Source organism: Roseibium sp. TrichSKD4, assembly GCF_000148725.1.
GTDB lineage: Bacteria > Pseudomonadota > Alphaproteobacteria > Rhizobiales > Stappiaceae > Roseibium.
Genome location: NZ_GL476304.1, coordinates 132,256 through 156,475, shown reverse-complemented (window position 1 = coordinate 156,475; position 24,220 = coordinate 132,256). Strand labels below are relative to the sequence as shown.

The window sequence follows — 24,220 nt, the reverse complement described above, 5'->3', positions numbered from 1 at the left end:
GTCCCTGCGGGATAGGGTGAATGTGGCCGGCAACGTCGTTGCAAATCTTTGAAAACCGGACGGTTTCCTTCAGCCTTGCGCCTCGTATCCGAACAAATTCATCCCTACCATTCCATCCAAATTAATGGGTCCTGACCCTAGATGCAACTTTTGGGAAAAAACAGAAATTGATGTCGGGATTACAACATAATTGCCCGCATGAATTGCGAAACCGGTTTCGTACCTTTTTGCATATGCACCATAAAAAAAGCCAGCCACATCAGTCAGATGTCAGGCTGGCTTCTTTTAATGTTGTGCAATGCAGCTGCTTTTAGCAGGCCTTTCCGCCATTGATAACTTCAAAGAGTTTGCCACGTAGGCCCGCTTCCTCTTCACCATCACGAAGACCCTTGCGCCATTGATCAATGATCAAGCGCAGGCTCATGGTTTCACGAGTGTGCGGCAACTGACTTACAAAACCGGCAAAAAACGCATCAAGTTGATGGCGATCCAGAACATCCTGTTCTATCATCCCGTGGATGAGGGCCATCGTCGCAGCGATGTGTCCCTTGACGAAATCGAGCTCCACCGTGCTCACTTCGCCCTCTGTTTGGTAGTACGACATCGTACCTCTCTTCTATGTATTATCGAGGACGTTTTCTTTGAACGTCTATTCGAATTTGCATTTCTGTTTGCCTGGGGAGTGCACATTCCCCGGTTCGCGAAATGCCTCACATGAAATTCATGATCGGGCTGAACTACCATCAACATGGTTATTCATCAAATAACTCTTCGATTCAATACCGACAAACGCAATATATTATTAACGACCTTCAATTGTTTGAGAATTACAAGATATTCATTGTAGGTTTTACCTAGGCAGTGGAATAACAAAAAAATATTCAAATTTCCTCTTGCATCTGAAACCAGCCCGGCATAAACACACGCCACATCAACGGGGCGCAACAAACTGCCTCGCAGGAGCGGTTCCAAAGACGTTCCAAAACTCTCAATGAGAGAGCCGATAGCTCAGCTGGTAGAGCAACTGACTTTTAATCAGTAGGTCCAGGGTTCGAACCCCTGTCGGCTCACCATTCCTCCCCAAGAATTCAGTTACTGGAATGGTTCCCCCCCCCTGATTAACAAGGGGTTTTCGATCCTCTAGATATGACGCTCTAGCGCTTTAAAGAGCCTGTCTTCGTCGGAAGGTGTGGTCCAGACGTGCGGCGTAATTCGCAACGAACGGCCACGTTGGGAAACATAGACATTGTCTGACGCCAATCGTTGCACCAAATCCGCAGGAGCCGAATCTTGCAAACCAAGCGTCAAAAAGTGCCCTGCTCTCTCGATTTCTGACACCGGGACTAATCCCAAGCCTTTTGCCCGCTCCACGAGATACAGGTTTCTTTGGGAAAGTGTCGAATAAAGGTTATCCACAGACCAGTCATTTATCTGTGCAAGAGCCGACGCAACGGCAGGAAGTGCAGCAAAATTAGCAACTTCACCCATGTCGAAACGACGGGCCCCTGCACGATATGTATCGCTGTAGTCCACAAGGTTGGCGAAATTCTCTGCACCCGCCCGATTCATCCACCCTTCTTCCAACGGCTCTCCATCAAAGTGACGGTCGGCGACATAGAGCACACCGCAGCTATAGGGACCGAGCAGCCATTTGTAGGTCGCAGCAATTACGAAGTCCGGATCGATCCCCGAAACACTGAACGGTTGAGCGCCCAACGACTGGGTCAGGTCCAAAACTAGCGCTGCATTGTTTTGTCTGCACGCTTTCGATACCTCCAACAGGTCTATTTTTCGGCCATCGGTCCACCGACACGCGGCGGCTGCAACAATTGAGGTGCGTTCATTGATGCAGGAAACAAATGCCTCGGTCAGGTCTTCGCCGTCTGCCAATACAAGTCTCGCACCCGTTTCGGCAGCGATTTTCGCCCAAATGTGACGATTGGATGGAAACTGATCGGCAGCAAGAACAATTTCTTCACCCGCTTTCACCGGCAGGTTTTTAGCTGCAACAGCGAGGCCATAACTTGCAGAGGGAACAATCGCAATATGATCTGCTGTTGCATTCATGAGTTGGGCCACAAGACCACGAACGCGTTCAGGTGTTTCAAAGAAGTCAGCTGGCTTGATTGTCCAGGGCTGTGCTTTTCGCCGTGCCCCCTCCTCAGCAGCTGCAGCGACAGACTTCATCAAAGGCCCCATGTAGGCACAGTTCAAATAGGCAACATCTTCGGGAATATCGAACAGGTGACGCTGGACCGGGATCATATTGGTGGTGTGCTCCCCAAACGGGCTGTTTTAGAATTTTCGCATTTGCTTCTGGATCAAACCAAATCCATCTTGGCAAAACGGCTGATCAAACATTTACCAAGGGACACCACATGGCAACAATCAACTATCTCACGCGGGTGGAATTCGATTTCGGTGCTCTCAGATTGTTGCCGCGGGAGCTGAAGTCTCTGAAAATCGAGCGACCGCTGGTTGTGACCGATAAAGGTATTGCAGCAACGCCGATCTTCGATCAGCTGCTGTCGCTTGTTCCAAGCAACATGCAGCTGTTTGACGGCACTCCATCCAATCCGACAGAAGCGGCTATTGAAGAAGCTGGACAGGTTTACTCAAAACGAAATTGCGATGGGGTGATAGCTTTCGGCGGCGGCTCTTCGCTGGATCTTGCCAAAGGGGTTCGTCTGCGGGTCTCTCACGAGGGGCCCTTGGTTGAATATGCAGCGATTGAAGGCGGCATCCCCCGAATTCATGGCAACATGCCGCCTCTTATCGCGATCCCGACAACGGCAGGCACAGGCTCCGAAGTTGGCCGAGGGGCGGTGATCAACTTTTCAGATGGCCAGAAGCTCGGGGTTCTGTCCCCACACAACTTACCCTCCGTTGCCCTTTGTGACCCAACCCTGACAACCGGTCTACCGGCTGGTCTCACAGCCGCCACGGGCATGGATGCCATCTCCCATTGCCTTGAGACCTATATGGCGCCCTCGATCAACCCACCGGCGGACGCAATCGCATTGGAAGGACTGGTCCGCGGTTTTGCAGCGCTGCCACGAGCGGTAAAGGACGGCACCGACCAACAGGCCCGCTGGGACATGATGATGGCCTCCATGGAAGGCGCGCTTGCTTTTCAAAAAGGGCTGGGAGCCGTTCACGCTCTTACCCATCCTCTTGGGGCGGTGAAAGACGTTAATCTGCATCACGGAACGTTGAATGCGATCCTGATGCCACCGGTGCTTCGGTTCAACAAATCCGAGATAGGAGCGAAATGGGATCGCCTGACTGAGATCCTTGATGGGGAGCCAGATCAGGTGATTGATGCCCTGAACCGGCAAATTGGTATTCCAAATCGGCTTTCAGACTTGGGCGTCACTGGAGCGCATGTGGATGAGGTCGCAAAAGCCGCCCTCCTTGACCACTGCCACGCCACCAACCCCCGTCAGGCAGATGAAAATGACTATCGCGCCATTTTGGAGGAGGTCTTTTAGACGTCTCACATCTGAAAGTGAAAGGCCCGCGAACGCTCGCGGGCCTTATTGTTTGCGGGATCAAATATCTGCGTTATTCGGCAGGTGCTGCTGGTGGTGCTTTATTTGCGTTACCACCGCCCATCATCGCTTTGACCTTTTCCCGCATGGTTTGCATGACCACGAAAAGAACCGGGATCAGAATGACCCCAAACACCGTTGCAAACAGCATTCCCCCAAAGACGGCAAATCCAATCGCGTTCTGACTGGCAGCACCAGCGCTTGAGGCGGTCATCAGTGGGACCACGCCCAGCAGGAAGGACAGAGCCGTCATCATCACCGCGCGGAAACGCAAGTGTCCGGCCTCAATCGCGGCGTCCTTGATCGACTTCCCGGAGGCCCTTTGCTCCATGGCGAATTCGACAATCAAAATGGCGTTTTTCGCACCAAGGCCGACAAGCATGATCATACCAATCTGTGTATAGAGATTGACGTCTCCGCCCGTCACAAAGACCGCTACAAACGCGCCCAACATCGCCACCGTTACGGACATCAAAATCGCCACCGGCATGGTCCAGCTTTCATATTGGGCCACGAGGAAGAGATAGGCGAAGAGGATAGCCAGCATCAGGATGAACAGAACGAGATTACCGGTCCCTTGCTGCTGCAACGCTGTTCCCGTCCACTCATAGGCATAGCCTGATGGCAGTGCTTCTGTTGCCCCTGCTTCCATGGCGTTGATGATCACGCCTGTGGATGCGCCTGGCGCCGGCTCAGCATTTACGCTGGCAGAGCGGAACATATTGTACCGGGTGAGTGTTTGCGGCCCCAGAACGTTTTCGGTGGTCATCAAGGTTCGCATTGGAACCATGGTTCCGTCGCCTGTCCGAACATAAAGACGACCAATATCATCGGCCTTGTTACGGAACTCACCCTCTGCTTGAACCATTACGCGATAAACTCTGCCAAAGAGATTGAAATCATTGACATAGAAGGAACCAAGATAGGCCTGCAGCGTCGTGAATACATCCGCCACGTTCACGCCAAGCGTCTTGGCCTTCTCACGGTCCAAATCCACGAAGATTTGTGGAACATTGGCTCGATAGGTGGAATAGGCCTGCGCAATCTCTGAGTTCTGATTTGCAGTGTAGACCAACGACCCAATAGCTGAGGATAGGTCTTGCGGAGTTCCCCCCCCTGTTTGCTGAACGATCATCTCAACACCGCCCGTAGTTCCGAGACCCGGAATCGGTGGTGGATTGAATGAAATAATGTTCGCTCCCGGAATAGTCGAGAACTGCCCCCAGAATTTGGCGAGGATCGCGTTGATCCCGAGGTCCGGGTCTTGGCGCTCCTGCCAATTCGTCATCGTTGCAATCACAAGAGCCGAATTGGACGAAAGGGCCGAATTCAGAATCGAAAAGCCGTTCACGACAGTCACGTTTTCAACGCCCGGGGTATTCTTGGCAATCTCAACCACCTGCTGGGTAACACCCTCGGTCCGCTCCAACGATGCGCCATCGGGCAGTTGAACGTCGACCATGAGATAGCCTTGGTCTTCCAAAGGCAGGAAGCCCTGAGGGAGTTCTTTGCCGAAGTAGCCAATTGCCACGATGACTCCAGCGACTGCAACCAACCCCATAAACGACACGCGAACCAGTCTGCGAATGAGCGCCGTGTAGCCATTTCGAGCCGCGCCAATGCCGCCTTCGAAAACCGCCAACAATCCGCGGGCTGGGCCGGAGCGTGGCCGCAGAATGAGGCCGCAGAGCGCGGGTGACAGCGTCAACGCGTTGATTGAAGAAATAATCACGGAAACGGAAATGGTGACCGCAAACTGCGAGTAGAGGCGACCCGTGATGCCCGGCATGAAGATAGTTGGAACAAACACCGCCAACAGAACAAGTGTTGTTGCAATGACCGGTCCTGTGATCTGGGTCATCGCTTTGGCAGTGGCCTCTTGAGGAGATAACCCCTCGTCCGCAATCAGACGCTCGACGTTTTCAACGACGACAATAGCGTCATCCACCACGATGCCGATGGCAAGTACAAGCGCGAACAACGAGATTGTGTTCAGCGACATTCCGAGTGCGAGCAGCACGCCGAAGGTTCCGATGAGCGATACCGGAATGGCCACGGTTGGAATGATGGTTGCTCGCCAGTTGCCCAGAAAGATGAACACCACTGTCACCACAAGAATGAAGGTGACAAACAGAGTCTCGATGACGTCGTTAAGGGACTGTTCCACAAACACTGTAGTGTCGAATGGAATTTCGTATTCCATGTCATCCGGGAAGGACTGAGACAGGCTTTCCAGGCGCTCTTTAACAGCAGCAGCTACAGCAACAGCGTTAGCTCCCGGTGCCTGATACACGGCCAGAACCGTTGACGGCTGCCCGTTAAACTGACCACTGGCATTGTAGAATTGAGCGTCTCGTTCGACCCGTGCAACATCCCCGATCGTCACCACGGCACCATCTTGGCCGGTGCGCAAAATGATGTTTTCAAAATCCTCTACGGTCGTTAGGCGGCCCTTGGCCTTGATCGTGTATTGGAACTGTTGTCCATCTGGAACCGGAGGTGCGCCGATCTGACCAGCTGCCACCTGAATGTTTTGATCGCGAATGGCTGCGATAAAATCAGTCGGGGCCATTCCAAGGCTTGCCAGACGGTCTGGATCCAACCAAATGCGCATGGCGTACGCGAAGTCGGTCATGACGTCCGCCTTGCCGACGCCCTGAACACGCGCAAGAGCATCCTTCATGTTGATCGAAGCGTAGTTCGACAAAAACACTTCGTCATAGGAGCTGTTCGGCGAAAACAGCGTAATTACCATCAACATGTTGGTTGAGGCTTTTTGAACGGTCACGCCGGTTGCTGTCACTTCACTTGGAAGCTGGCTTGTCGCCTGCGACACCCTGTTTTGCACATTCACCGTGGCAATGTCGGGGTCCGTGCCAACGGCAAAGGTCACATTGAGCGAATAGTTGCCACTGTCTGCGCTGTTGGAGGACATATAGATCATGTCATCCACGCCGTTGACCTGCGCCTCAATGGGCGCAGCTACCGTTTCCTCAAGCACTTCGGCGCTGGCACCTGTGTAGCTGGCAGAGACATTTACAACAGGCGGTGTGATATCTGGAAACTGTTCAACGGGAAGCGCGAGATAACCAAGAACGCCGGCGATGGAAATAACGAGCGAGATCACCAGCGCGAATTTGGGCCGGTAGATGAAAAACTGCGAGAACATTGAGGCTTACTCCACCGGCTTGGCGGCTAGTACCGCGTTTACCGGCACGCCCGGACGGACTTTTTGGAGCCCCTGGACAATGATCCGCTCACCTTCTTGCAGGCCATCGGACACGATGAAGTCGCCATCAACCTGATCGCCAAGTTTGACATAACGCTGTTCAACGGTTTCTTCGCTTCCAACAACGAGAACAAAATCACCTTTTTGATCCCGCTGGATGGCAGCCTGCGGGATGACAAGGGCTGTTGTTTCCTGCGGTGCTTCGATAATTACACACACGTATGTGCCAGGAAGCAACGTAGCGTCCTTGTTGTCGAACTCGCCGCGGAACGAAACCGTTCCTGTGGTTGCATCAACTGTGTTGTCAATGAAGACGATCCGGCCCTTTTCGCCATACTTTTCACCGTTTGGAAGAATAAGGCTGAGGTCAGGTGCTGTTTTCGGATCGATATCCTCAGCCGTGATGCCGTGCTCTTTCACCGCATTAAGATACTGAGCGTCACTGACGGAGAAGTTCACATAGACTGGAGCCTTGCGGATCAGCTTTGCAAGAGGCTGTGTGCTCGGGCCGACGACCTCCCCAACGCTGTAGGTTGATTTACCAATCTGACCCGGGAACGGTGCCTTGATGTCTGTATAACCAAGGTTGAGTTCCGCTTGTTTCAACGCGGCGCTTCTTGCATCGACGGACGCTTCAGCTTGTTGTTTTTGCGCTAGCGTCGCTTCATATGCAGCTTCCGAGACATGTCCTTTTTCAAGCAGATCTTTGTCTCGCTTTTCATCTGCAGCTTTCAGCGCTGCATCCGCCTTGGCGCTTGCAAGATCGGCCTTGGCGCTTTCAAGAGCTGCTTCGTATTGCGACTTTTCGATCGTAAAGAGAAGGTCACCCTCTTTCACGGTCGCGCCATCCGGAACTTCCTTGGAGTTCAGGAAACCGGAAACGCGCGCGATCAGAGCGACCTCATCGACGGCTGCAATTTGTCCGACAAACTGTACGCTCTGGCGAACATCCTTGTTCTGAGCTGCAGCTACTGTAACGGAGGGAGGCGGAGCTTCGGGAGCGGCCTGTTTGCTATCGTCATTACAACCGGCAAGTGCCAGTGCCATCACGCCGCTCAAAATCAGTGTCTTGTGCGGAATTGAAAAGTGTTTGTTGAACATCGAGGGGGAAGCTCCGACGAAATAATGCTGGCAGCGAAATAGCTGCCTTCGTGCCGCAACCCTACCCTTTATCTGTTCAAAATCACAAGTGTTGCCTTGCACGTTTGACAGTACTTTTCGTCAGCGCACAATAACTGTCGCATTTTTGGAACAGATAATCATGGACCGCGAGATCACTTCGTGAGGAGGATTCGCATCCCACCGATCATGGCATTCGATTCTTCGGAAATCTCGGCATTGGGCAAACCCCCGATTCTCATAGCGGCAATTTGCGGACCGCTTGACAGGTCCAGCTCAGGTGCGTCAGCGGAATAGAGGCCTTGATATGCAGCAGCTGTAAGAACGCGGATTGTGCCACGCGCTGTTTTCATCTCCAGTCCCAGACTGGTCGCCCGCATCAATCTCTGTCCGGTGAACCCGCCCAAAAATTCATGGAGGTCTGAAGGGTCATCCGCAACAAAGACGATTTCCTCGATGGATTTTGCACCATTGGGATGCGTTTGAAACTCCGTGCGCCAAAACGTATCCGGATACCTGTTGTGACAGGTGAAAAAGCCAAGTGCCGGTGCGATGTCGGTGGATGTAAAGGTCAGGTCGAAGCCTACCTTGGCAGTCGATCCATCTTTCAGGTTGGCAATGCGCTCAAAAGAAAACGGATCATAGGTCGTCAGGCCCAATCGTTTAAAGTCGGCTTGATCCTGAACCGGGTTTTTGCTGTCCAGTACCAGCATCGCCGCGCCTTCGCGCTTTCTCAGAAAGTTGCGATTATAGGCACCGAAAGAAAAGCTGGTATTTGCGTGCTCTGCTATCAGGCTCTCATCACGAACAGCCAGGATTTCAATGAAAAATCCGTCGAGTTGAACCAGACGGTTAGACGTCCCCCAATCATGATGATTGGTCGGCGTGACAGTGAACCCAAGCTCCTCGTAAGCTTCCGCCGTCTTGTCCAAATCCTTGACGACTTGAACAATGTGATCCAGTCCTCGAGCCATCCTGCCTCGCCTCATCCCTACCAGTTCATTGGAGAAGCCGCCTCTAGACGAGGCGACTTTGATGAACAGCTGCGCCTATGAATGAAGCGAACAATGGGTGCGGCTCAAACGGTCTGGACTTCAGTTCCGGGTGGTACTGAACACCGATAAACCACGGGTGATCCGCAATTTCGACAGTTTCTGGCAGAATGCCGTCTGGCGACGTACCGGCAAAGATTAGCCCGCAGTTTTCCAGCTGTTCCCGGTAGCCGATGTTGACTTCATAGCGATGTCGGTGGCGTTCAGAAACGGTCGTCGCGCCGTAAATCTCCGCGATCTTGGAGCCGGGCTTCAGCGCGGCTTGATATGCGCCAAGACGCATGGTGCCACCCAAATCACCATCTGCGTTACGGGTTTCTTTCTCATTGCCTTTGGTCCATTCAGTCATCAAACCAACAACGGGTTCTTCTGCTGGACCAAATTCCGTTGAATTGGCTTTCTCGATACCAGCCAGATGGCGTGCGGCTTCAAGTACTGCCATTTGCATCCCAAAACAAATGCCGAAATACGGAATTTTCTGCGTTCGTGCAAAACGGGCTGCGGCAATTTTGCCTTCTGCGCCACGCTCACCAAAGCCGCCCGGTACCAGAATGCCGTGAACACCTTCCAGATGCGGAACCGGATCTTCCTTTTCAAAGATCTCTGATTCGATCCACTCGAGGTTCACTTTGACCCGGTTGGCGATGCCGCCGTGCACAAGTGCTTCAATGAGCGACTTGTAGGCGTCTTTCAGCACCGTGTATTTGCCTACAATTGCGATATTGACCTCGCCTTCCGGGTTGGCCACGGCATCGGAAATTCCTTTCCAGCGATCAAGAACTGGCGCGGGCGTCCCCTTTAAGCCAAAGGCAGCGAGAACTTCGTTGTCGAGGCCTTCCTTGTGATAGGCAATCGGCACATCGTAGATCGACTTGACGTCATAGGCGGGAATGACCGCGCCTTCGCGCACATTACAGAACAAGGACAGTTTGCGACGTTCGTTCTCGGGAATGGGACGATCACAACGAACCATCAAAATGTCGGGCTGAATACCGATCGACCGCAGCTCCTTGACGGAGTGCTGCGTCGGCTTGGTTTTCATTTCTCCGGCAGCCGCAATGAACGGCATAAGCGTCAGGTGAATGTAAATCGCGTCGCCGCGTGGAAGATCGTTGCCGAGCTGGCGAATGGCCTCGAAAAACGGAAGACCCTCAATGTCACCAACCGTGCCACCGATTTCAACCAGAACGAAGTCATAGTCCTCATTGCCGTCGAGCACGAAGTTCTTGATGGCATCAGTCACATGCGGAACGACCTGCACTGTGCCGCCAAGATAATCACCGCGCCGCTCCTTGGCGATGATGTCCTGATAAATGCGGCCCGTGGTAATGTTGTCCTGCTGGTTGGCCGGACGACCTGTAAAGCGTTCATAGTGCCCTAGGTCCAGATCTGTCTCTGCCCCGTCATCGGTCACAAAACACTCGCCGTGCTGATACGGGCTCATCGTGCCCGGATCGACATTCAGATAAGGGTCAAGCTTACGAAGGCGTACCTTGTAGCCGCGTGCCTGGAGCAGAGCGCCGAGCGCCGCTGAAGCCAGACCTTTGCCGAGCGAGGAAACCACGCCGCCAGTGATGAAGATGTATCGCGCCATGGAGCAATACCATATCCTTGCCGAGGGTCATCTGACCACTCGGGAGTTTTCATTAGGAACAAGAAAAGTGCCCTGCGAGGTGCCTGCAGGGCATATTTTTTGTGCGTTTAAGTTGAAGTCCGCTGGCGCATGTTACTGCGCGGCGGGAACCTGAGGGCCAGACGGCTGACTTTGCTCTTTCAGAGCATCGAGAATTCCACCACCTGATTCGCCGTCAGCCGTTGTGGGCGCGCTATCGCTAGCGGCCGGGCTTGTCGCATCAAGGATCGAAGACGGACGGTCTTCGTTCTTTGCAATCAGGCTAAGGCTCAAAGATGTGATGAAGAACGCAACGGCCAAAATTGCGGTTGCACGGGTCAAGACGTTTGCGGTGCCGCGTGCGGACATCATGCCGCCGCCGCCGCCGCCGCCGATACCCAGCGCGCCGCCTTCAGAGCGCTGCAGAAGCACCACAAGCACAAGCGCGAGGACGATCATCAGATGAATGACGATGACTACGGTTTCCATGGAATACCATATCTAGTTGCTGAAAGTTTGCGGCCTTCTACACCAGTCCAGCGCGCCTGACCACCCTTCCATATGTGTTTTCTGAAAGGCAGATGCAAGAACGCCTATTTATAGGCCGCCAAGATGCCGAGGAAGTCCTCGGCCTTAAGGCTTGCGCCCCCGACGAGCGCCCCATTGACGTTCTCAACAGCCATCAACTCCGCTGCGTTGCTGGGCTTCACGGAGCCGCCGTACAAAATGCGAACTTGATTTGCCGCCTCACCAAAACGATCCACAAGTTTAGCTCGGATAGCTGAATGCATATCGGCGACATCTTCAGCAGTTGGCGTCAATCCTGTACCAATCGCCCAAACCGGTTCGTACGCAATCACGGTGTTGGTAGCATTGGCCCCATCAGGAACCGAGCCTGCCAATTGACCAGCAACCACTTTCACCGCCTCGCCGGCCTTTCGTTCAGCTTCCGTTTCACCAACGCAAATGATGGCTGTTGCCCCCACGGACCAAGCTGCTTCGGCCTTGGCGCGTACCATATCATCTGTTTCACCCTGATCGGCGCGTCGTTCAGAATGACCGACAATAATGGCACTAGCGCCTGCGTCAGCGAGCATTTGCGCTGACAAACACCCGGTATGCGCGCCTTTTTCGGCCATATGACAATCCTGCGCACCGACAGAAATTGATCCGTTCTGCGCGAGTTCTACCATTGGAAATATCAAGGTGGCGGGCGGGCAAATCATCGTGTCGACCTTGGCCGAAACATCTTGGGTCACGCCTTCCGACATTTTGGTGAACTCACTGAGCGCTGCTTTCAGCCCGTTCATTTTCCAGTTTCCAGCCACCAAAGGTTTGATATTTGCGCTCATTGCCCGCTTCATCCCAGCTCATAAAAACTCACAAGGCAGAGGTTAGAGCAAAACTAAGAGAAGGTTTCAATTCCACATGTTGCAATTGCTGAAAAGAGTTTCTTGTTCTGTCACTTGCCCCCCTGCCCCATGCTCATTATGATCCGCGCGCCCTGCCAATAGTGGCAAGGCCCGGCTGCAAGTTGCGCCGACCCTGAGGCCCGATAGAAAAAGAACGACGGGAGAAAACATGCTCGACGCGCTGCGCAAGGGCGCCGGCACCTGGGTTGCCAAGATATTCATTGCCCTTTTGGTCTTCAGCTTCGCCGTTTGGGGCGTTGCGGACGTGTTTTCCGGATTCGGACAAAATACGGTCGCAAAGGTCGGCGAAACGGAAATCGCCACCGTTGCCTTTGATCGGGCCTATCGACAGGATCTCAATCGCTTTGGCCGCCAGTTGGGTCGCCCGCTTTCAACGACTGAGGGTGCCCAGTTCGGGATTCCACAGCAAACCCTTGGTCGGATGATTGCCGAAGCCGCCCTGAATGAGACCGGCCGCGAATTAAATCTTGGCATTTCGGATGACCATTTGGCCGGGATCATTCAAAATGACCCCAATTTCCGGCGTGCTGGCGGCGGGTATGACCGCGCGCTTCTCGCTCAGGTGTTGCGCAACATCGGTATGAGCGAAGACGAATATGTCATTCAGCAACGTGAATTCGCCGAGCGCCAGCAAATTGCTCAAGCCGTTTCCGGCGATATGCCAGCCCCGACAGCATATCTGGAAGTGCTCAACGCCTATGAGAACGAAACACGCGATATCAGCCTGATCGTTCTGACTGCTGAGCAGGTTGGTGAGATTGAAGATCCAGATCAAGCCGCACTGGAAGCCTACTTTGAGGAAAACAAGGTCGCGTTTCGTGCTCCTGAATATCGGAAAGTGACGCTTCTTGAACTGACACCAGAAGCCTTGGCTCGTCCGGAAGACATTTCCGACGACATGGCTCTTGACGAATACGAGCGCGACAAGTCACGTTATTTCGAGGCTGAGAAGCGCCGGGCCCGCCAGATCGTGTTTCAAGACCCGGCTGAAGCTGCGGAAGCCTCTCAGCGGCTTTCCGATGGTACGACGTTTGAAGAGTTGATGGCGGAGCGCAATCTTTCAGACAACGACGTCAATCTCGGCCTAATGGCTCAGGAAGATTTTCTGGACACAGCCGTTGGAGAAGCTGCGTTTTCACTTTCTGTCGGTGGCACCAGTGAACCGGTCGATGGTCGCTTTTCGACTGCGATTGTGAATGTGCTTGAAATCCAGCCTGAGGCCACTCAGCCATTTGATGATGTAAAAGCTGATATCAAGGCTCTGCTTGCTGCAGAACAGGCAGAGCGTGAAGTTCTCGATCTTCTCGATGAAATCGAAGATGCCCGTGCTGGCGGTGATTTGCTGGCAGAGGTCGCCGAACGTCTTCAACTGACCACGACTATGCCTGACGCGTTTGACCACGCAGGAAAAGGGCTTGATGAGAATTCTGTCTCCCTTCCGGATGCCGTAGAGCTGATTTCCGGCGTATTTTCTTCCGACGTAGGCGTTGAAAATGACCCGGTTCAACTCGGTAATCGTGGTTTCCTCTGGTACGAAGTTTCTGAGGTTATTCCGGCTCGCGAGCGCACGCTTGACGAAGTGACCCAGAAGGTGATCGACGCCTGGAAAGAAGCCGAATTGGCAAAGCGCCTAGAAAACATGGCTGATGACTATGCCGAGCGCGTCAAAAATGGCGAGACCATGCAAGCGCTGGCCGAAACTGCAGGCCTTACTGTTCAGACCAACGATGGTGTCAAACGGACAGCAACGTCCCTTGCGGTTAGTCGTAATGGTTTGACGCAGCTATTTGCAGGACCGGAAGGCCTTGTTGCAGCTGTAGAAGCGGCAGATTCTGCTGCCCGCGTTGTGGCAAAGGTCAATAAGGTCAACATACCAGCCTTCTTTGCCGAGGAACAAGGCATTCAGGCACTTGGTATGCAGTTGGCGAACCAAATGCAGGACAGCCTTCTTAGCCAGTATGTTTCCGGCATTGAGGAACGCGCTGGTGTTGAGATCAATGACGGCGCGGTGGCGCTGGTGCTTGGTCTTTCCAACCAGTCTGGCCAAACACAGTAACCAACGAGTGCGCGGTATCGCTGATGACCACCTTTAAAGACACGATTGCCAGAGTTGCCGACGGGCACAGCTTGAATGAGCAGGAAGCCCGCGCGGCATTTGACATCATCTTGTCTGGCTCAGCGACACCATCGCAACTCGGTGGATTTCTAATGGCGCTTCGGGTTCGCGGAGAAACCGTTGACGAAGTGACCGGCGCAGTTGCAACCATGCGCTCCAAAATGTTGCCGGTCTCCGCCCCTGCTAACGCCATCGATATTGTCGGCACTGGGGGGGACAATTCCGGCAGCTACAACATTTCCACTTGCACGGCGATTGTTGTCGCTGGCTGTGGTGTACCGGTTGCCAAGCACGGCAACAGGTCGCTGTCTTCCAAATCTGGCTCTGCAGAAGCTCTTTCTGAACTCGGCATCAACATTGATATCGGGCCTGAAAAGATCGCCGAGTGTATTGAAGGTGCCGGAATCGGCTTCATGTTTGCACCGCTTCATCACGCGGCCATGAAGCATGTTGGCCCAACCCGCATGGAACTTGGAACCCGAACGATTTTCAATCTTCTTGGTCCACTTTCCAACCCGGCAGGTGTTAAGCGACAGATGGTTGGCGTCTTTGCCAAGAAGTGGATCGACCCTGTTGCAGAAGCCCTGAAAAACCTCGGCTCCGAACATGTTTGGGTTGTTCATGGTTCTGATGGAATGGACGAGATCACAACCACCGGCCCTTCCTTCGTAACCGAAGTGAAAGATGGCGAGATGCGGTCGTTTGAAGTGAGCCCGGAAGCCGTTGGCTTGCCGCGTGCTACCCTGGCAGACCTTAAAGGTGGCCAACCGGCTGAAAATGCTGCAGCTCTTAAAAAGGTTCTGGCGGGTGAAAAAAACGCCTACCGGGACGTTGTTCTGTTAAATGCAGCAGCCTCCCTCATCGTTGCTGGTGAAGTCGACGACCTGAAAGCCGGAGTCGAGCAGGCCGCAAATGCAATTGACACAGGCGCTGCTGCTGATCATCTGGCGCGCCTCGTTGCGATCTCGAACGGATAAGAAATGGCAGACATTCTCCAGAAAATCGAAGCTTATAAGCGGGAAGAGATCGCGGCGGCGAAAGCTGCTGTTTCGCTTGATGAGTTAAAGGCACAAATCGCCGATGTTGCGCCTTGCCGGGGTTTCAAGAAAGCGATCGAGACCAAATTGGCGGCGGGCGATTATGCGCTGATCGCCGAGATTAAAAAGGCGAGCCCTTCCAAAGGCTTGATCCGCGAATATTTCGACCCGCCCGCCTTGGCCAAGGCCTATGAAGCTGGTGGTGCTGCGTGTCTGTCTGTCTTGACGGATACGCCATCTTTTCAAGGCAAACCGGAGTTCCTTGGCGCTGCCAAAAATGCGGTTTCCCTGCCTGCGCTGCGCAAGGACTTCCTTTATGACACCTATCAGGTGTACGAGGCCCGGGCATGGGGTGCGGACTGCATTTTGATTATTCTTGCAGCTGTTGATGATGCCACTGCAAAGGCCCTTGAGGACACCGCTTTTGGCCTTGGAATGGATGTCCTACTGGAAGTCCACAATGCGGAGGAGCTGGAACGGGCACTCAAGCTCACGTCTCCGCTGCTTGGCATAAACAATCGCAATTTGAAGACGTTTGAGACGAAGCTCGAAACAAGCGAACAGTTGGCACCGCAAATTCCAGCCGAGCGAATTATCGTCGGCGAATCTGGTCTCTTCACACCAACTGATCTTCACCGAATGACAAAAGTAGGCATCTCAACATTCCTGATTGGCGAGAGCTTGATGCGACAGGCCGATGTTGAAACGGCGACACGCTCGCTTTTAACCAAGCAGACCACAGCTGCAGCGGAATAGCCCTATGAGTGCCGATCCGAGCCTGACCCATATCGATGCGAGCGGCGCGGCCAATATGGTCGATGTGTCGGAAAAGGAGGTCACCTCTCGCACAGCGACAGCCGAAGGCCGCATCCGGATGTTGCCGGAAACCCTTGAACTCATTCAGTCCGGTAATGCCAAAAAGGGCGACGTCCTTGGAACCGCTCGCCTTGCCGGGATCATGGCGGCCAAAAAGACCCATGAATTAATCCCGCTGTGCCACCCTTTGATGCTCTCCAAGGTCTCAATTGATCTTGAAGTAGATGAGCAATTGCCGGGCATTCGCGTTTTGGCCACCACAAAGGTGAGCGGGCAAACCGGCGTTGAAATGGAAGCACTGACCGCTTGCTCTATTGCCTGTCTCACCGTTTACGATATGGCGAAAGCCGTCGATCGATTTATGGAAATCGGTGAAATTCGCCTTGTTGAGAAAAAAGGCGGCAAGTTCGGCCATTGGCACAAGGATGACAGCAGTCCCAAACCGGGTGTTGGAACCTGATATGAGCTTGATGCCGGTCGATGACGCGCTTCTCGCCTTGCTGGATGACATTCTTCCCAGAGAGTGCGAATGGGTGCCTCTGGAGGAGGCCAACGGCCGGAAGCTCGCACAAGACCTCGTTTCCAAACTGACCCAGCCCCCCTTTGCAGCCTCTGCCATGGATGGTTATGCTGTTCGGCATGAAGACGCCGCCAAGCCCGATGTTCGGCTGACGGTGATTGGCGAAGCTCCCGCCGGTCATGCATTTCAAGGCGCTGTCGGCACAGGAGAAGCGGTTCGTATCTTCACCGGAGCGCCGGTTCCGGAAGGTGCCGACACAATACTCATTCAGGAAAACGCCGAGCGCACTGAAAACCAAGTCCGAGTGGTGGAAGCGCCAACCAAAGGCCGCTTCGTTCGTGCCGCGGGTCTTGATTTCAGTTTGGGCGATACTCTGATCAAAGTCGGGAAGACCCTCAACTACCGCGATCTTGCCTTGGCTGCGGCCATGAATCATGCGGTCCTTCCCGTTGTTCGGAAGCCCGTTGTGGCAGTGCTGGCGACTGGCGACGAACTGGTTCGCCCGGGCGGTGAACCGGGCCCCGATCAAATCATTGCTTCCAATCATGCCGGGATTGCCGGGCTGGTTGAAGATTGCGGTGGTATCCCGCTTGATCTCGGCATTTCCCCGGATTACCCCAAAGCTATGGCCAACTATGTGGCACGAGCAATAGATTCCAAGGTAGATGTCCTCATCACGCTTGGCGGTGCATCTGTTGGCGACCATGATCTGGTCCAGGACGTACTCGGCGAACAGGGTATGGACCTTGCGTTCTGGCGCATTGCCATGCGTCCGGGAAAGCCATTGATGGCGGGCCGTTTGGGCGACATCAAAGTGTTGGGTCTGCCGGGCAATCCGGTTTCCAGTCTCGTCTGCGGGTTATTGTTCTTGAAACCGCTTCTGGCTGCCATGCTTGGTGAAAGCCGTCTGAGCGAGGAAACCACCGCTGTTCTTGGCGCGGACCTCGGGGAAAACGACCGGCGCCAAGATTATATTCGGGCCAAACTGGAAACCGATAACAACGGCCAATTGGTTGCAACGCCGTTCAAACGACAAGACAGCTCAATGCTAGCGCTGCTGGCCCATTCCGGCGCACTCATCATCCGGCCACCTCATGCCCCAGCTGTAAAAGCGGGTGATCAGGTGAAAATCCTGAAGCTTTGAGCTCCCGCTTCAACGCTCCCGCATGGCATGCGCGATTTGATCCGTCACAGGTTTAACGAGATAACTTAAGACCGTGCGGTCCTGCGTTTTCATGAATGCTTCGACCGGCATGCCCGGTATAAGTGCTTTACCACCCAGTTTCGCCAGTTCTTCTTCTGGAATAAGCAGCCGCGCAGTGTAGTAACCAGTACCGGTTCTTTCATCCATGATCAGGTCGGCAGAGACGGTCAATAGCGAGGCTTTCAACTCTGGTGTGGTCCGCTGATCAAAACTCGGAAAACGGACCGTTGCTTGTTGGCCGGTGCCCAACTGGTCAATATCGACCGGGCGCACCTGCGTCTCGATCAGGAGCTGATCTTCTTGCGGCACGATCACCATCACGGTTTCGCCGGGCGCAATCACGCCGTCGATGGTGTGAACGGCCAATTGGTGCACATATCCTGTTTGCGGCGCACGAATATCAACGCGGGTTAGCTGGTCCTCAGCACCGATCCGCTGCTCCTGCAACCGAGCAATCTCGGACCGGACCTGTTGCAGTTGTTCCAGCACCTCTGCGCGATAGCTGTCTTCGATTTGCAGGATTTGAACACGACGTTCGCTGATCGCCTGTTCAGACCGCGCAATTTGAGAGAGAAACTCGCCATACTCACCCTGCAGCCGCGCCCGTTCACGACGCAAACCTGTAACCCGGCTTTTGGAAACAAGGTTTTTGGCCAGTAGGTCAGACAGGTCGGAAAGCTCCTCGTCCAGCAGCTTGATCTCAACATCCTTCGCCTTAAGCTGTGCTGTTAGACCTTCTATCTGTTTGTCGAATTGGCGAATTTGCTCTTCTATCTGGTTTTTCCGACCAACGACGCTTTCCCGGCGCGCTTCCATGAGCGCAACCTGCCCCTGCTCGATGGGCCCTACATCTACATCTGCGCCAAAGTCTATCCGGTCAAGCCCGTCACGTTCGGCCACCAAACGTACTTCTTGTGCGCTTAGTTCCCTGAGCTGTTTGGTGATGACGGAAAGATTGGCTCGTGTCACCGTGTCATCCAGCCGGATAAGCAAATCGCCTGCTTTCACCGTATCGCCATTTTGGACCCGGATTTCCTTGACGATCCCGCCTTCCTGATGCTGGACCTGTTTGGTGTTGCTCTCAACAACCACAGTTCCGGATGAGACCACAGCTCCTGAAATTTCGGCATTTGCAGCCCATCCACCAATGCCGCCAGCCACGATCAACGCCAACAGTGACGCGGTTACGATATGCGAGCGGACGCTCTTCTTCAACCCCGCGTCACTGGCAGAATCCATGGAGGACCCTGCGTTGGCTTTAACCGAACCGGATTGGGGAGATATTTCACTCATACAATGCCTCCCATTTTGCGCGGAACCGGTTTCACCACTTGTTTGAGTGCTTCGTCTTTGGGTCCAAATGCCGCCATATTGCCTTCGCTCAGGCAAAGGATCTTATCGACCGTCGCAATCGCACTCGGACGATGGGCGATGACAACCACAATTGCCCCCTTGTCGCGCATCTCCTTGATGGCTGCTGTCAAAGAAGCTTCACCTTCTGCATCCAAATTGGAATTCGGTTCATCCAGAACGATAAGAAATGGATCTCCATATAGAGCTCGGGCAAGAGCGATCCGCTGGCGTTGTCCGGCAGAAAGCGAACGTCCCGCAGACCCTATGACCGTGTTATAGCCCTCTGGCAGCGTCACGATGAGCTTGTGAACATCAGCGAGTTCAGCTGCCTCAATAATCGCTTCGGTTGATTTGTCTTCTCGAAACCGAGCGATGTTGTCTGCAATGGTTCCATCAAACAGCTGCAAATCTTGTGGCAGATACCCGACAAACTGACCGCGGCGTTGGCTCGTGTATTGAGAGATTTCTGCACCATCATAACGAACAGCGCCCCGCAGACTTGGGGAAATACCAACAAGGGCACGGGCCAAAGTAGATTTTCCTGAGCCGGACGGACCGATTACACCGAGTCCGTCTCCGGCCTCCAGTTTGAAGTTGATGTTATTGACGAAAGGTGCGTGTTCTCCAAGCGGTCCACAGCTCAACTGCTCGACAGAAATCTCTTTTGACGGAAGAGGCAGTTCAAAGGTATCTGAACTGAATATATCTCCAGCTTGACCAAGCAATTGGCGCAGACGAGCGAGTGCTTGACGACAAGCGACGAAGCCGCGCCATTGAGCGACGGCCTGTTCAATGGGTGCCAAAGCACGCGATGTCATAATTGAAGACGCAATCATGACGCCCGGTGTAATTTCACCCAGGATAGCCAGCCATGCGCCGACACCGAGTATTGCGGACTGCAAGACAAACCGGATCGTTTTGATCGTGGTACCGAAGAAACCGGATCGATCCGCTGCATGTCTTTGCGTGTCGAGATAGTCGGTATTTTGGTTATCCCATTTTTCTGTAAGGGCAACATCCATGCCCATAGCCGAGATAACTTCAGAGTTACGCTGACCGGTTTCCACGTATCCCATGCGCCGCCCAGCCTGCTGATTGGCCTTTTGAACCGGCGCACGTGACATAACCTCATTCAGAGCAATCAGGATGCAGATAATCACCGCTCCGCCCAAGCCGACAAACCCGAGGATCGGATGAAACAGAAAGACAATGCCGAGATAGAGTGGGAGCCAAGGGAGGTCAAAAATCGCGGCGGGACCGGGACCGGATAAGAACTGGCGAACCGCATCGAGATCCTGAACCGGCCTAATTTTTGCCGCATGCCGTCCCAATCGCGTCGGCAGCAACATGGATAACCGATAGACAAGCGGCGACAAACGCGCATCAACGCGCTGTCCGATCCGCGAGAGAATTCGACCTCGCAGTCCCTCCAACAATCCGTAAAATGCGTAGAGAACGATTGCCAGGCCACCGATAACAACAAGCGTTGGAACCGACCCACTTGCCAACACTCGATCATAGACCTGAAGCATGAAAATTGGGCCGGTCAACATGAGGATGTTGATCAGGAAACTGAACACACCGACAGCCCAAAAGGTCGACCGAATTGGACGAAAGGCTTCAGAGACGGGGTTGTCCTTGCCGGACGCTTCAGTTTTGTGACCTGTATGAGTTTTCGCGGTCATCCCTACCATTCCATCCAAATTAATGGGTCCTGACCCTAAACCCATCCAATTTGAATTGGGTAAAAAACCATGACTTTCCGAATAGATGCTTCAGTCAATCAAAAATGCAACGTGTTGTTGTGTAATTTCAATAACAAAAAGGGCCGCCCGTGGGCAGCCCTTTTCCATATTTGTTCGGATTCGATAGCTTATCCGGCGGCCTGAACGGCGCGTTTTGCCATGACTGTCACCAGGTTTGCGCGATACGCGCTGGAGCCGTGGATATCTGACAAGAGGTTGTCTGCACCAACTGAAATGCCCGCCACAGCATCAGTGGAGAAGTTACCGCTCAGCGCTGCTTCCATGTCGGTCGCCCGGAATACGCCTTCTTGACCAGCGCCCGTGACTGCCACACGAACAGAGCCGTCTGACTGTTTGGCCACAAACACACCCGCCATTGCATAACGCGATGCCGGATTTGGGTATTTGGCGTAGGCAGATTTTTCGGCAACCGGGAAGGACACCGAAACAACCACCTCATCTTCATCGAGTGCTGTTTCAAACAGGCCGGTGAAGAACTCTTCTGCAGACAGAGTGCGCTTACTGGTGGTGACTGTCGCATTAAGGGCAACAAGCGCCGACGGGTAATCCGCTGCCGGATCATTGTTGGAAATCGATCCGCCCATTGTCCCCATGTGGCGCACAGCAGGATCACCGATGCCGCCAGCCAATGAGGCCAGACCCGGGATTTTCTGTTTCACCAAATCAGAAGATGCCACTTCGGCATGCGTGGTTGCAGCACCAATTGCAATGGCACCGCCCTCTTCGCAAATGCCCTTCATTTCGGCGATCTTGGCCAGATCGACCAGATCACTTGGAGCAGCCAAGCGTTGCTTCATGGTCGGCAAAAGGGTTTGGCCGCCAGACAGGAACTTGCCGTCCTCGGCCTTTCCCATCAGCGCCACTGCGTCGGCCACAGAACCGGCTCTGTGATAGGATGTCTCATACATTTTGTTTCTCTCCCGTTGGTCCTGACCAAAGAATGCAGTCAGGGTCGGTTGTCACCTTGTAGATAAGGATGCCTGGCCGGAGACCGGCCAGACACCAGCCGGTTATTCAGCGGCCTGTTTCATGCTGCTTTGGCAGAGCTGCCAGACCTTTTCGGGTGTTGCAGGCATGGACAGGTCATTTGAGTTGATCGCATCTGTGATCGCATTGATCACCGCCGGTGGAGAACCGATAGCGCCCGCTTCACCACAGCCCTTCATGCCAAGTGGGTTGCCCGGACACAGGGTCTCGTGGGTCGACAGCTTGAACTCAGACGGCAGGTCGTCCGCGCGTGGCATGCAGTAGTCCATGTAAGAGGCCGTCAAAAGCTGACCCGTTTCATCATAGGCTGCATTTTCCAGAAGCGCCTGACCTATGCCCTGGGTCAGACCGCCATGAACCTGACCTTCCACGATCATCGGGTTGATCACCTTGCCGAAATCGTCGGCGGCGACAAAGTTGATGATTTCGGTCTTGCCGGTTTCCGGATCAATTTCAACTTCACAGATATATGTTCCTGCCGGGAACGTGAAGTTTGTTGGATCGTAGAAGGCGCCTTCCTTCAGACCCGGTTCCATGCCTTCAGGCAGGTTGTGGGCCGTGTAGGCGGCAAGAGCGACTTCGGTGAAGGTCAACTTCTTGTCTGTCCCTGCAACTTTCAGTTCGCCGCCTTCGATGGTGATGTCTCCTTCGGAGGCTTCCATCAAATGGGCCGCGATTTTCTTGGCCTTGGCTTCGACCTTGTCGAGCGCCTTGACGATAGCGGACATGCCAACCGCACCGGAACGAGAACCGTAAGTCCCCATTCCGAATTGGACCTTGTCGGTATCACCATGAACGATAGAAACCTGATCATTGCCGATACCGAAGCGCTCGGTGATCAGCTGGGCAAAAGTCGTCTCATGGCCCTGACCATGGCTGTGAGACCCTGTCAGAACTTCAATGGTCCCAACCGGATTGACACGAACTTCAGCAGATTCCCATAGACCGACGCCTGCTCCCAACGAACCAACAGCAGCAGAAGGTGCAATGCCGCAGGCCTCAATGTAGCAGGACATGCCAATACCGCGCAGCTTGCCGCGAGAAGCGGCCTCTGCTTTACGAGCGACGAAACCACTGTAATCAATGGCATTCATGGCTGCATCAAGCGTGGCGCTGTAATCACCTGCGTCGTAGCACATGATCACCGGGGTCTGGTGCGGGAACTGGGTGACGAAGTTTTTACGGCGGAAGTCCGCTGGTGCCATGCCCACTTCGCGCGCCGCCGTTTCCATCATGCGTTCCAGAAGATAGGTCGCTTCCGGACGCCCTGCCCCGCGATAAGCATCGACGGGAACTGTGTTGGTGTAGACAGCCTTCACGTTCGCATGGATGGCCGGAATATTGTACTGGCCCGACAACAGTGTCGCATACAAATATGTCGGCACGGACGACGAGAACAGCGACATGTAAGCGCCGAGGTTGGCCACTGTTTTGACGCGCAGACCAATGATGTTGTTGTCCGCATCCATTGCCATTTCAGCAACTGAACGGTGGTCACGGCCATGCGCATCGGTCAAGAAGGCTTCGGTCCGGTCAGATACCCATTTAACAGGACGATCTACTTTTTTGGACGCCCACAAGCAGACCATTTCTTCCGGATAGATGTAGATTTTGGAGCCAAAACCGCCGCCAACATCCGGGGCAATCACACGCAGCTTATGCTCTGGCGCGATTGAGTAAAACGCAGATAGAACCAGACGCGCCACATGCGGGTTTTGCGATGTGGTGTAAAGTGTGTGGTGCTCTTCCGCTGAATCATAGATGGCGAGTGCAGCTCTCGGTTCCATCGGGTTTGGCACAAGGCGGTTGTTTTCAATGTCCATGCGGGTGACATGTGCCGCATTTTCAAAAGCTGCGTTAGTGGCTGCTTCGTCTCCGATTTCCCAGTCGTAGATCAGGTTGTTCGGAGCTTCCGGGTGAAGCTGAGGAGCGCCAGCCTCCATGGCTGCGATCGGATCAACAATCGCATCGAGCTCTTCGTAATCAACCATGACCGCGTCTGCAGCATCACGTGCCTGAGCTTGTGTGTCTGCGATGACAACAGCAACAGCTTGGCCGACATGGCGGACGATTTCCGGCTCGAGCGCGCGCCAGGCACCCATATTCATCGGAGAGCCATCCTTTGAATGGATCATCCAACCGCAGATCAGGTTGCCAACGCCATCGCCAACCAGCTGTTCGCCGGTCAGCACAGCATCCACGCCCGGCATATCGAGCGCAGCACTGCTGTCAATTGACTTAACTCGTGCATGCGCATGAGGGGACCGTACAAAGGCTGCATAACCCATGCCTTTTGCGGTCATATCGTCCGTGTAACGGCCCTTGCCGGTGATGAAGCGCTTGTCTTCTTTACGAACGACGCGCGCGCCAATTCCATCAACGCCCATATGTCTCTCTCCCAAAACTTCGGATCTGACGCCCGAGG

At 54.0% G+C, this 24,220-nt stretch carries 18 protein-coding genes and 1 tRNA gene; 7 read left to right on the top strand and 12 right to left on the bottom strand.

Annotated features, from left to right (window positions below; all coding sequences use genetic code 11):
- Positions 1 to 310 precede the first annotated feature (310 nt).
- Positions 311 to 604 (bottom strand): hypothetical protein, encoded by a 294-nt coding sequence (locus TRICHSKD4_RS03620; RefSeq protein WP_040616137.1) that lies wholly within the window; start codon positions 602 to 604, stop codon positions 311 to 313.
- 393 nt (positions 605 to 997) lie between these two features.
- Here TRICHSKD4_RS03620 and TRICHSKD4_RS03615 point away from each other — a divergent pair.
- Positions 998 to 1,073, top strand: a tRNA-Lys gene (locus tag TRICHSKD4_RS03615).
- 67 nt (positions 1,074 to 1,140) lie between these two features.
- On the opposite strand, the gene TRICHSKD4_RS03610 is transcribed toward TRICHSKD4_RS03615, so the two are convergent.
- Positions 1,141 to 2,265, bottom strand: a complete 1,125-nt coding sequence (locus TRICHSKD4_RS03610; protein WP_009466055.1) for an aminotransferase class V-fold PLP-dependent enzyme — start codon at positions 2,263 to 2,265, stop codon at positions 1,141 to 1,143.
- Between the two features lie 113 nt (positions 2,266 to 2,378).
- On the opposite strand from TRICHSKD4_RS03610, the gene TRICHSKD4_RS03605 reads away from it, so the two are divergent.
- Complete coding sequence (locus tag TRICHSKD4_RS03605) at positions 2,379 to 3,491, top strand: iron-containing alcohol dehydrogenase (RefSeq protein ID WP_009466054.1); 1,113 nt, start codon at positions 2,379 to 2,381, stop codon at positions 3,489 to 3,491.
- 73 nt (positions 3,492 to 3,564) lie between these two features.
- Here TRICHSKD4_RS03605 and TRICHSKD4_RS03600 read toward each other — a convergent pair whose 3' ends face one another.
- The 6 genes from TRICHSKD4_RS03600 to tpiA all read right to left on the bottom strand — a co-directional run bounded on the left by TRICHSKD4_RS03600 (position 3,565) and on the right by tpiA (position 11,915).
- Positions 3,565 to 6,720, bottom strand: coding sequence for an efflux RND transporter permease subunit (locus TRICHSKD4_RS03600; RefSeq protein ID WP_009466053.1), 3,156 nt, complete (start codon positions 6,718 to 6,720; stop codon positions 3,565 to 3,567).
- Between the two features lie 6 nt (positions 6,721 to 6,726).
- Positions 6,727 to 7,881 (bottom strand): efflux RND transporter periplasmic adaptor subunit, encoded by a 1,155-nt coding sequence (locus TRICHSKD4_RS03595; protein ID WP_009466052.1) that lies wholly within the window; start codon positions 7,879 to 7,881, stop codon positions 6,727 to 6,729.
- Positions 7,882 to 8,054: 173 nt separating this feature from the next.
- On the bottom strand, positions 8,055 to 8,873 hold the full coding sequence (locus TRICHSKD4_RS03590) for a VOC family protein (protein WP_009466051.1): 819 nt from the start codon (positions 8,871 to 8,873) through the stop codon (positions 8,055 to 8,057).
- 43 nt (positions 8,874 to 8,916) lie between these two features.
- Complete coding sequence (locus tag TRICHSKD4_RS03585) at positions 8,917 to 10,545, bottom strand: CTP synthase (protein WP_009466050.1); 1,629 nt, start codon at positions 10,543 to 10,545, stop codon at positions 8,917 to 8,919.
- 132 nt (positions 10,546 to 10,677) lie between these two features.
- On the bottom strand, positions 10,678 to 11,052 hold the full coding sequence (gene secG, locus TRICHSKD4_RS03580) for a preprotein translocase subunit SecG (protein WP_009466048.1): 375 nt from the start codon (positions 11,050 to 11,052) through the stop codon (positions 10,678 to 10,680).
- A gap of 104 nt (positions 11,053 to 11,156) precedes the next feature.
- Entirely contained in the window at positions 11,157 to 11,915 is a 759-nt protein-coding gene (gene tpiA, locus TRICHSKD4_RS03575; RefSeq protein ID WP_040616238.1) for a triose-phosphate isomerase, read from the bottom strand.
- A gap of 229 nt (positions 11,916 to 12,144) precedes the next feature.
- Here tpiA and TRICHSKD4_RS03570 point away from each other — a divergent pair, with 229 nt between their 5' ends.
- From TRICHSKD4_RS03570 to glp, 5 genes are read left to right on the top strand one after another with little or no spacing between them, the layout of a single operon-like run.
- On the top strand, positions 12,145 to 14,052 hold the full coding sequence (locus tag TRICHSKD4_RS03570; RefSeq protein ID WP_009466045.1) for a peptidylprolyl isomerase: 1,908 nt from the start codon (positions 12,145 to 12,147) through the stop codon (positions 14,050 to 14,052).
- A gap of 23 nt (positions 14,053 to 14,075) precedes the next feature.
- On the top strand, positions 14,076 to 15,089 hold the full coding sequence (gene trpD / locus TRICHSKD4_RS03565) for an anthranilate phosphoribosyltransferase (RefSeq protein WP_009466044.1): 1,014 nt from the start codon (positions 14,076 to 14,078) through the stop codon (positions 15,087 to 15,089).
- A gap of 3 nt (positions 15,090 to 15,092) precedes the next feature.
- Entirely contained in the window at positions 15,093 to 15,905 is an 813-nt protein-coding gene (trpC, locus tag TRICHSKD4_RS03560; protein ID WP_009466043.1) for an indole-3-glycerol phosphate synthase TrpC, read from the top strand.
- A 4-nt stretch (positions 15,906 to 15,909) separates the two neighbouring features.
- On the top strand, positions 15,910 to 16,425 hold the full coding sequence (gene moaC, locus TRICHSKD4_RS03555; RefSeq protein ID WP_009466042.1) for a cyclic pyranopterin monophosphate synthase MoaC: 516 nt from the start codon (positions 15,910 to 15,912) through the stop codon (positions 16,423 to 16,425).
- 1 nt (position 16,426) lies between these two features.
- Positions 16,427 to 17,629, top strand: a complete 1,203-nt coding sequence (gene glp, locus TRICHSKD4_RS03550) for a gephyrin-like molybdotransferase Glp (protein WP_009466041.1) — start codon at positions 16,427 to 16,429, stop codon at positions 17,627 to 17,629.
- Between the two features lie 9 nt (positions 17,630 to 17,638).
- Here glp and TRICHSKD4_RS03545 read toward each other — a convergent pair whose 3' ends face one another.
- The 4 genes from TRICHSKD4_RS03545 to TRICHSKD4_RS03530 all read right to left on the bottom strand — a co-directional run bounded on the left by TRICHSKD4_RS03545 (position 17,639) and on the right by TRICHSKD4_RS03530 (position 24,182).
- Positions 17,639 to 18,982, bottom strand: a complete 1,344-nt coding sequence (locus tag TRICHSKD4_RS03545) for an HlyD family type I secretion periplasmic adaptor subunit (RefSeq protein ID WP_208992987.1) — start codon at positions 18,980 to 18,982, stop codon at positions 17,639 to 17,641.
- Positions 18,979 to 20,727, bottom strand: coding sequence for a type I secretion system permease/ATPase (locus TRICHSKD4_RS03540; protein WP_009466039.1), 1,749 nt, complete (start codon positions 20,725 to 20,727; stop codon positions 18,979 to 18,981). The genes TRICHSKD4_RS03545 and TRICHSKD4_RS03540 overlap by 4 nt, the downstream gene beginning before the upstream one ends.
- A 188-nt stretch (positions 20,728 to 20,915) precedes the next feature.
- Entirely contained in the window at positions 20,916 to 21,716 is an 801-nt protein-coding gene (locus TRICHSKD4_RS03535) for a xanthine dehydrogenase family protein subunit M (RefSeq protein ID WP_009466038.1), read from the bottom strand.
- A 102-nt stretch (positions 21,717 to 21,818) separates the two neighbouring features.
- Positions 21,819 to 24,182 carry a xanthine dehydrogenase family protein molybdopterin-binding subunit gene (locus tag TRICHSKD4_RS03530; protein WP_009466037.1) on the bottom strand — a complete coding sequence of 788 codons (2,364 nt, stop codon included), beginning with the start codon at positions 24,180 to 24,182 and terminating at the stop codon, positions 21,819 to 21,821.
- Positions 24,183 to 24,220 lie beyond the last annotated feature (38 nt).

Excerpts from the sequence above, each read along its gene's own strand:
- TRICHSKD4_RS03620 (WP_040616137.1), bottom strand. The coding sequence starts at position 604 with ATGTCGTACTACCAAACAGAGGGCGAAGTGAGCACGGTGGAGCTCGAT.
- TRICHSKD4_RS03610 (WP_009466055.1), bottom strand. The coding sequence starts at position 2,265 with ATGATCCCGGTCCAGCGTCACCTGTTCGATATTCCCGAAGATGTTGCC.
- TRICHSKD4_RS03605 (WP_009466054.1), top strand. The coding sequence starts at position 2,379 with ATGGCAACAATCAACTATCTCACGCGGGTGGAATTCGATTTCGGTGCT.
- TRICHSKD4_RS03600 (WP_009466053.1), bottom strand. The coding sequence starts at position 6,720 with ATGTTCTCGCAGTTTTTCATCTACCGGCCCAAATTCGCGCTGGTGATC.
- TRICHSKD4_RS03595 (WP_009466052.1), bottom strand. The coding sequence starts at position 7,881 with ATGTTCAACAAACACTTTTCAATTCCGCACAAGACACTGATTTTGAGC.
- TRICHSKD4_RS03590 (WP_009466051.1), bottom strand. The coding sequence starts at position 8,873 with ATGGCTCGAGGACTGGATCACATTGTTCAAGTCGTCAAGGATTTGGAC.
- TRICHSKD4_RS03585 (WP_009466050.1), bottom strand. The coding sequence starts at position 10,545 with ATGGCGCGATACATCTTCATCACTGGCGGCGTGGTTTCCTCGCTCGGC.
- secG (WP_009466048.1), bottom strand. The coding sequence starts at position 11,052 with ATGGAAACCGTAGTCATCGTCATTCATCTGATGATCGTCCTCGCGCTT.
- tpiA (WP_040616238.1), bottom strand. The coding sequence starts at position 11,915 with ATGAGCGCAAATATCAAACCTTTGGTGGCTGGAAACTGGAAAATGAAC.
- TRICHSKD4_RS03570 (WP_009466045.1), top strand. The coding sequence starts at position 12,145 with ATGCTCGACGCGCTGCGCAAGGGCGCCGGCACCTGGGTTGCCAAGATA.
- trpD (WP_009466044.1), top strand. The coding sequence starts at position 14,076 with ATGACCACCTTTAAAGACACGATTGCCAGAGTTGCCGACGGGCACAGC.
- trpC (WP_009466043.1), top strand. The coding sequence starts at position 15,093 with ATGGCAGACATTCTCCAGAAAATCGAAGCTTATAAGCGGGAAGAGATC.
- moaC (WP_009466042.1), top strand. The coding sequence starts at position 15,910 with ATGAGTGCCGATCCGAGCCTGACCCATATCGATGCGAGCGGCGCGGCC.
- glp (WP_009466041.1), top strand. The coding sequence starts at position 16,427 with ATGAGCTTGATGCCGGTCGATGACGCGCTTCTCGCCTTGCTGGATGAC.
- TRICHSKD4_RS03545 (WP_208992987.1), bottom strand. The coding sequence starts at position 18,982 with ATGAGTGAAATATCTCCCCAATCCGGTTCGGTTAAAGCCAACGCAGGG.
- TRICHSKD4_RS03540 (WP_009466039.1), bottom strand. The coding sequence starts at position 20,727 with ATGACCGCGAAAACTCATACAGGTCACAAAACTGAAGCGTCCGGCAAG.
- TRICHSKD4_RS03535 (WP_009466038.1), bottom strand. The coding sequence starts at position 21,716 with ATGTATGAGACATCCTATCACAGAGCCGGTTCTGTGGCCGACGCAGTG.
- TRICHSKD4_RS03530 (WP_009466037.1), bottom strand. The coding sequence starts at position 24,182 with ATGGGCGTTGATGGAATTGGCGCGCGCGTCGTTCGTAAAGAAGACAAG.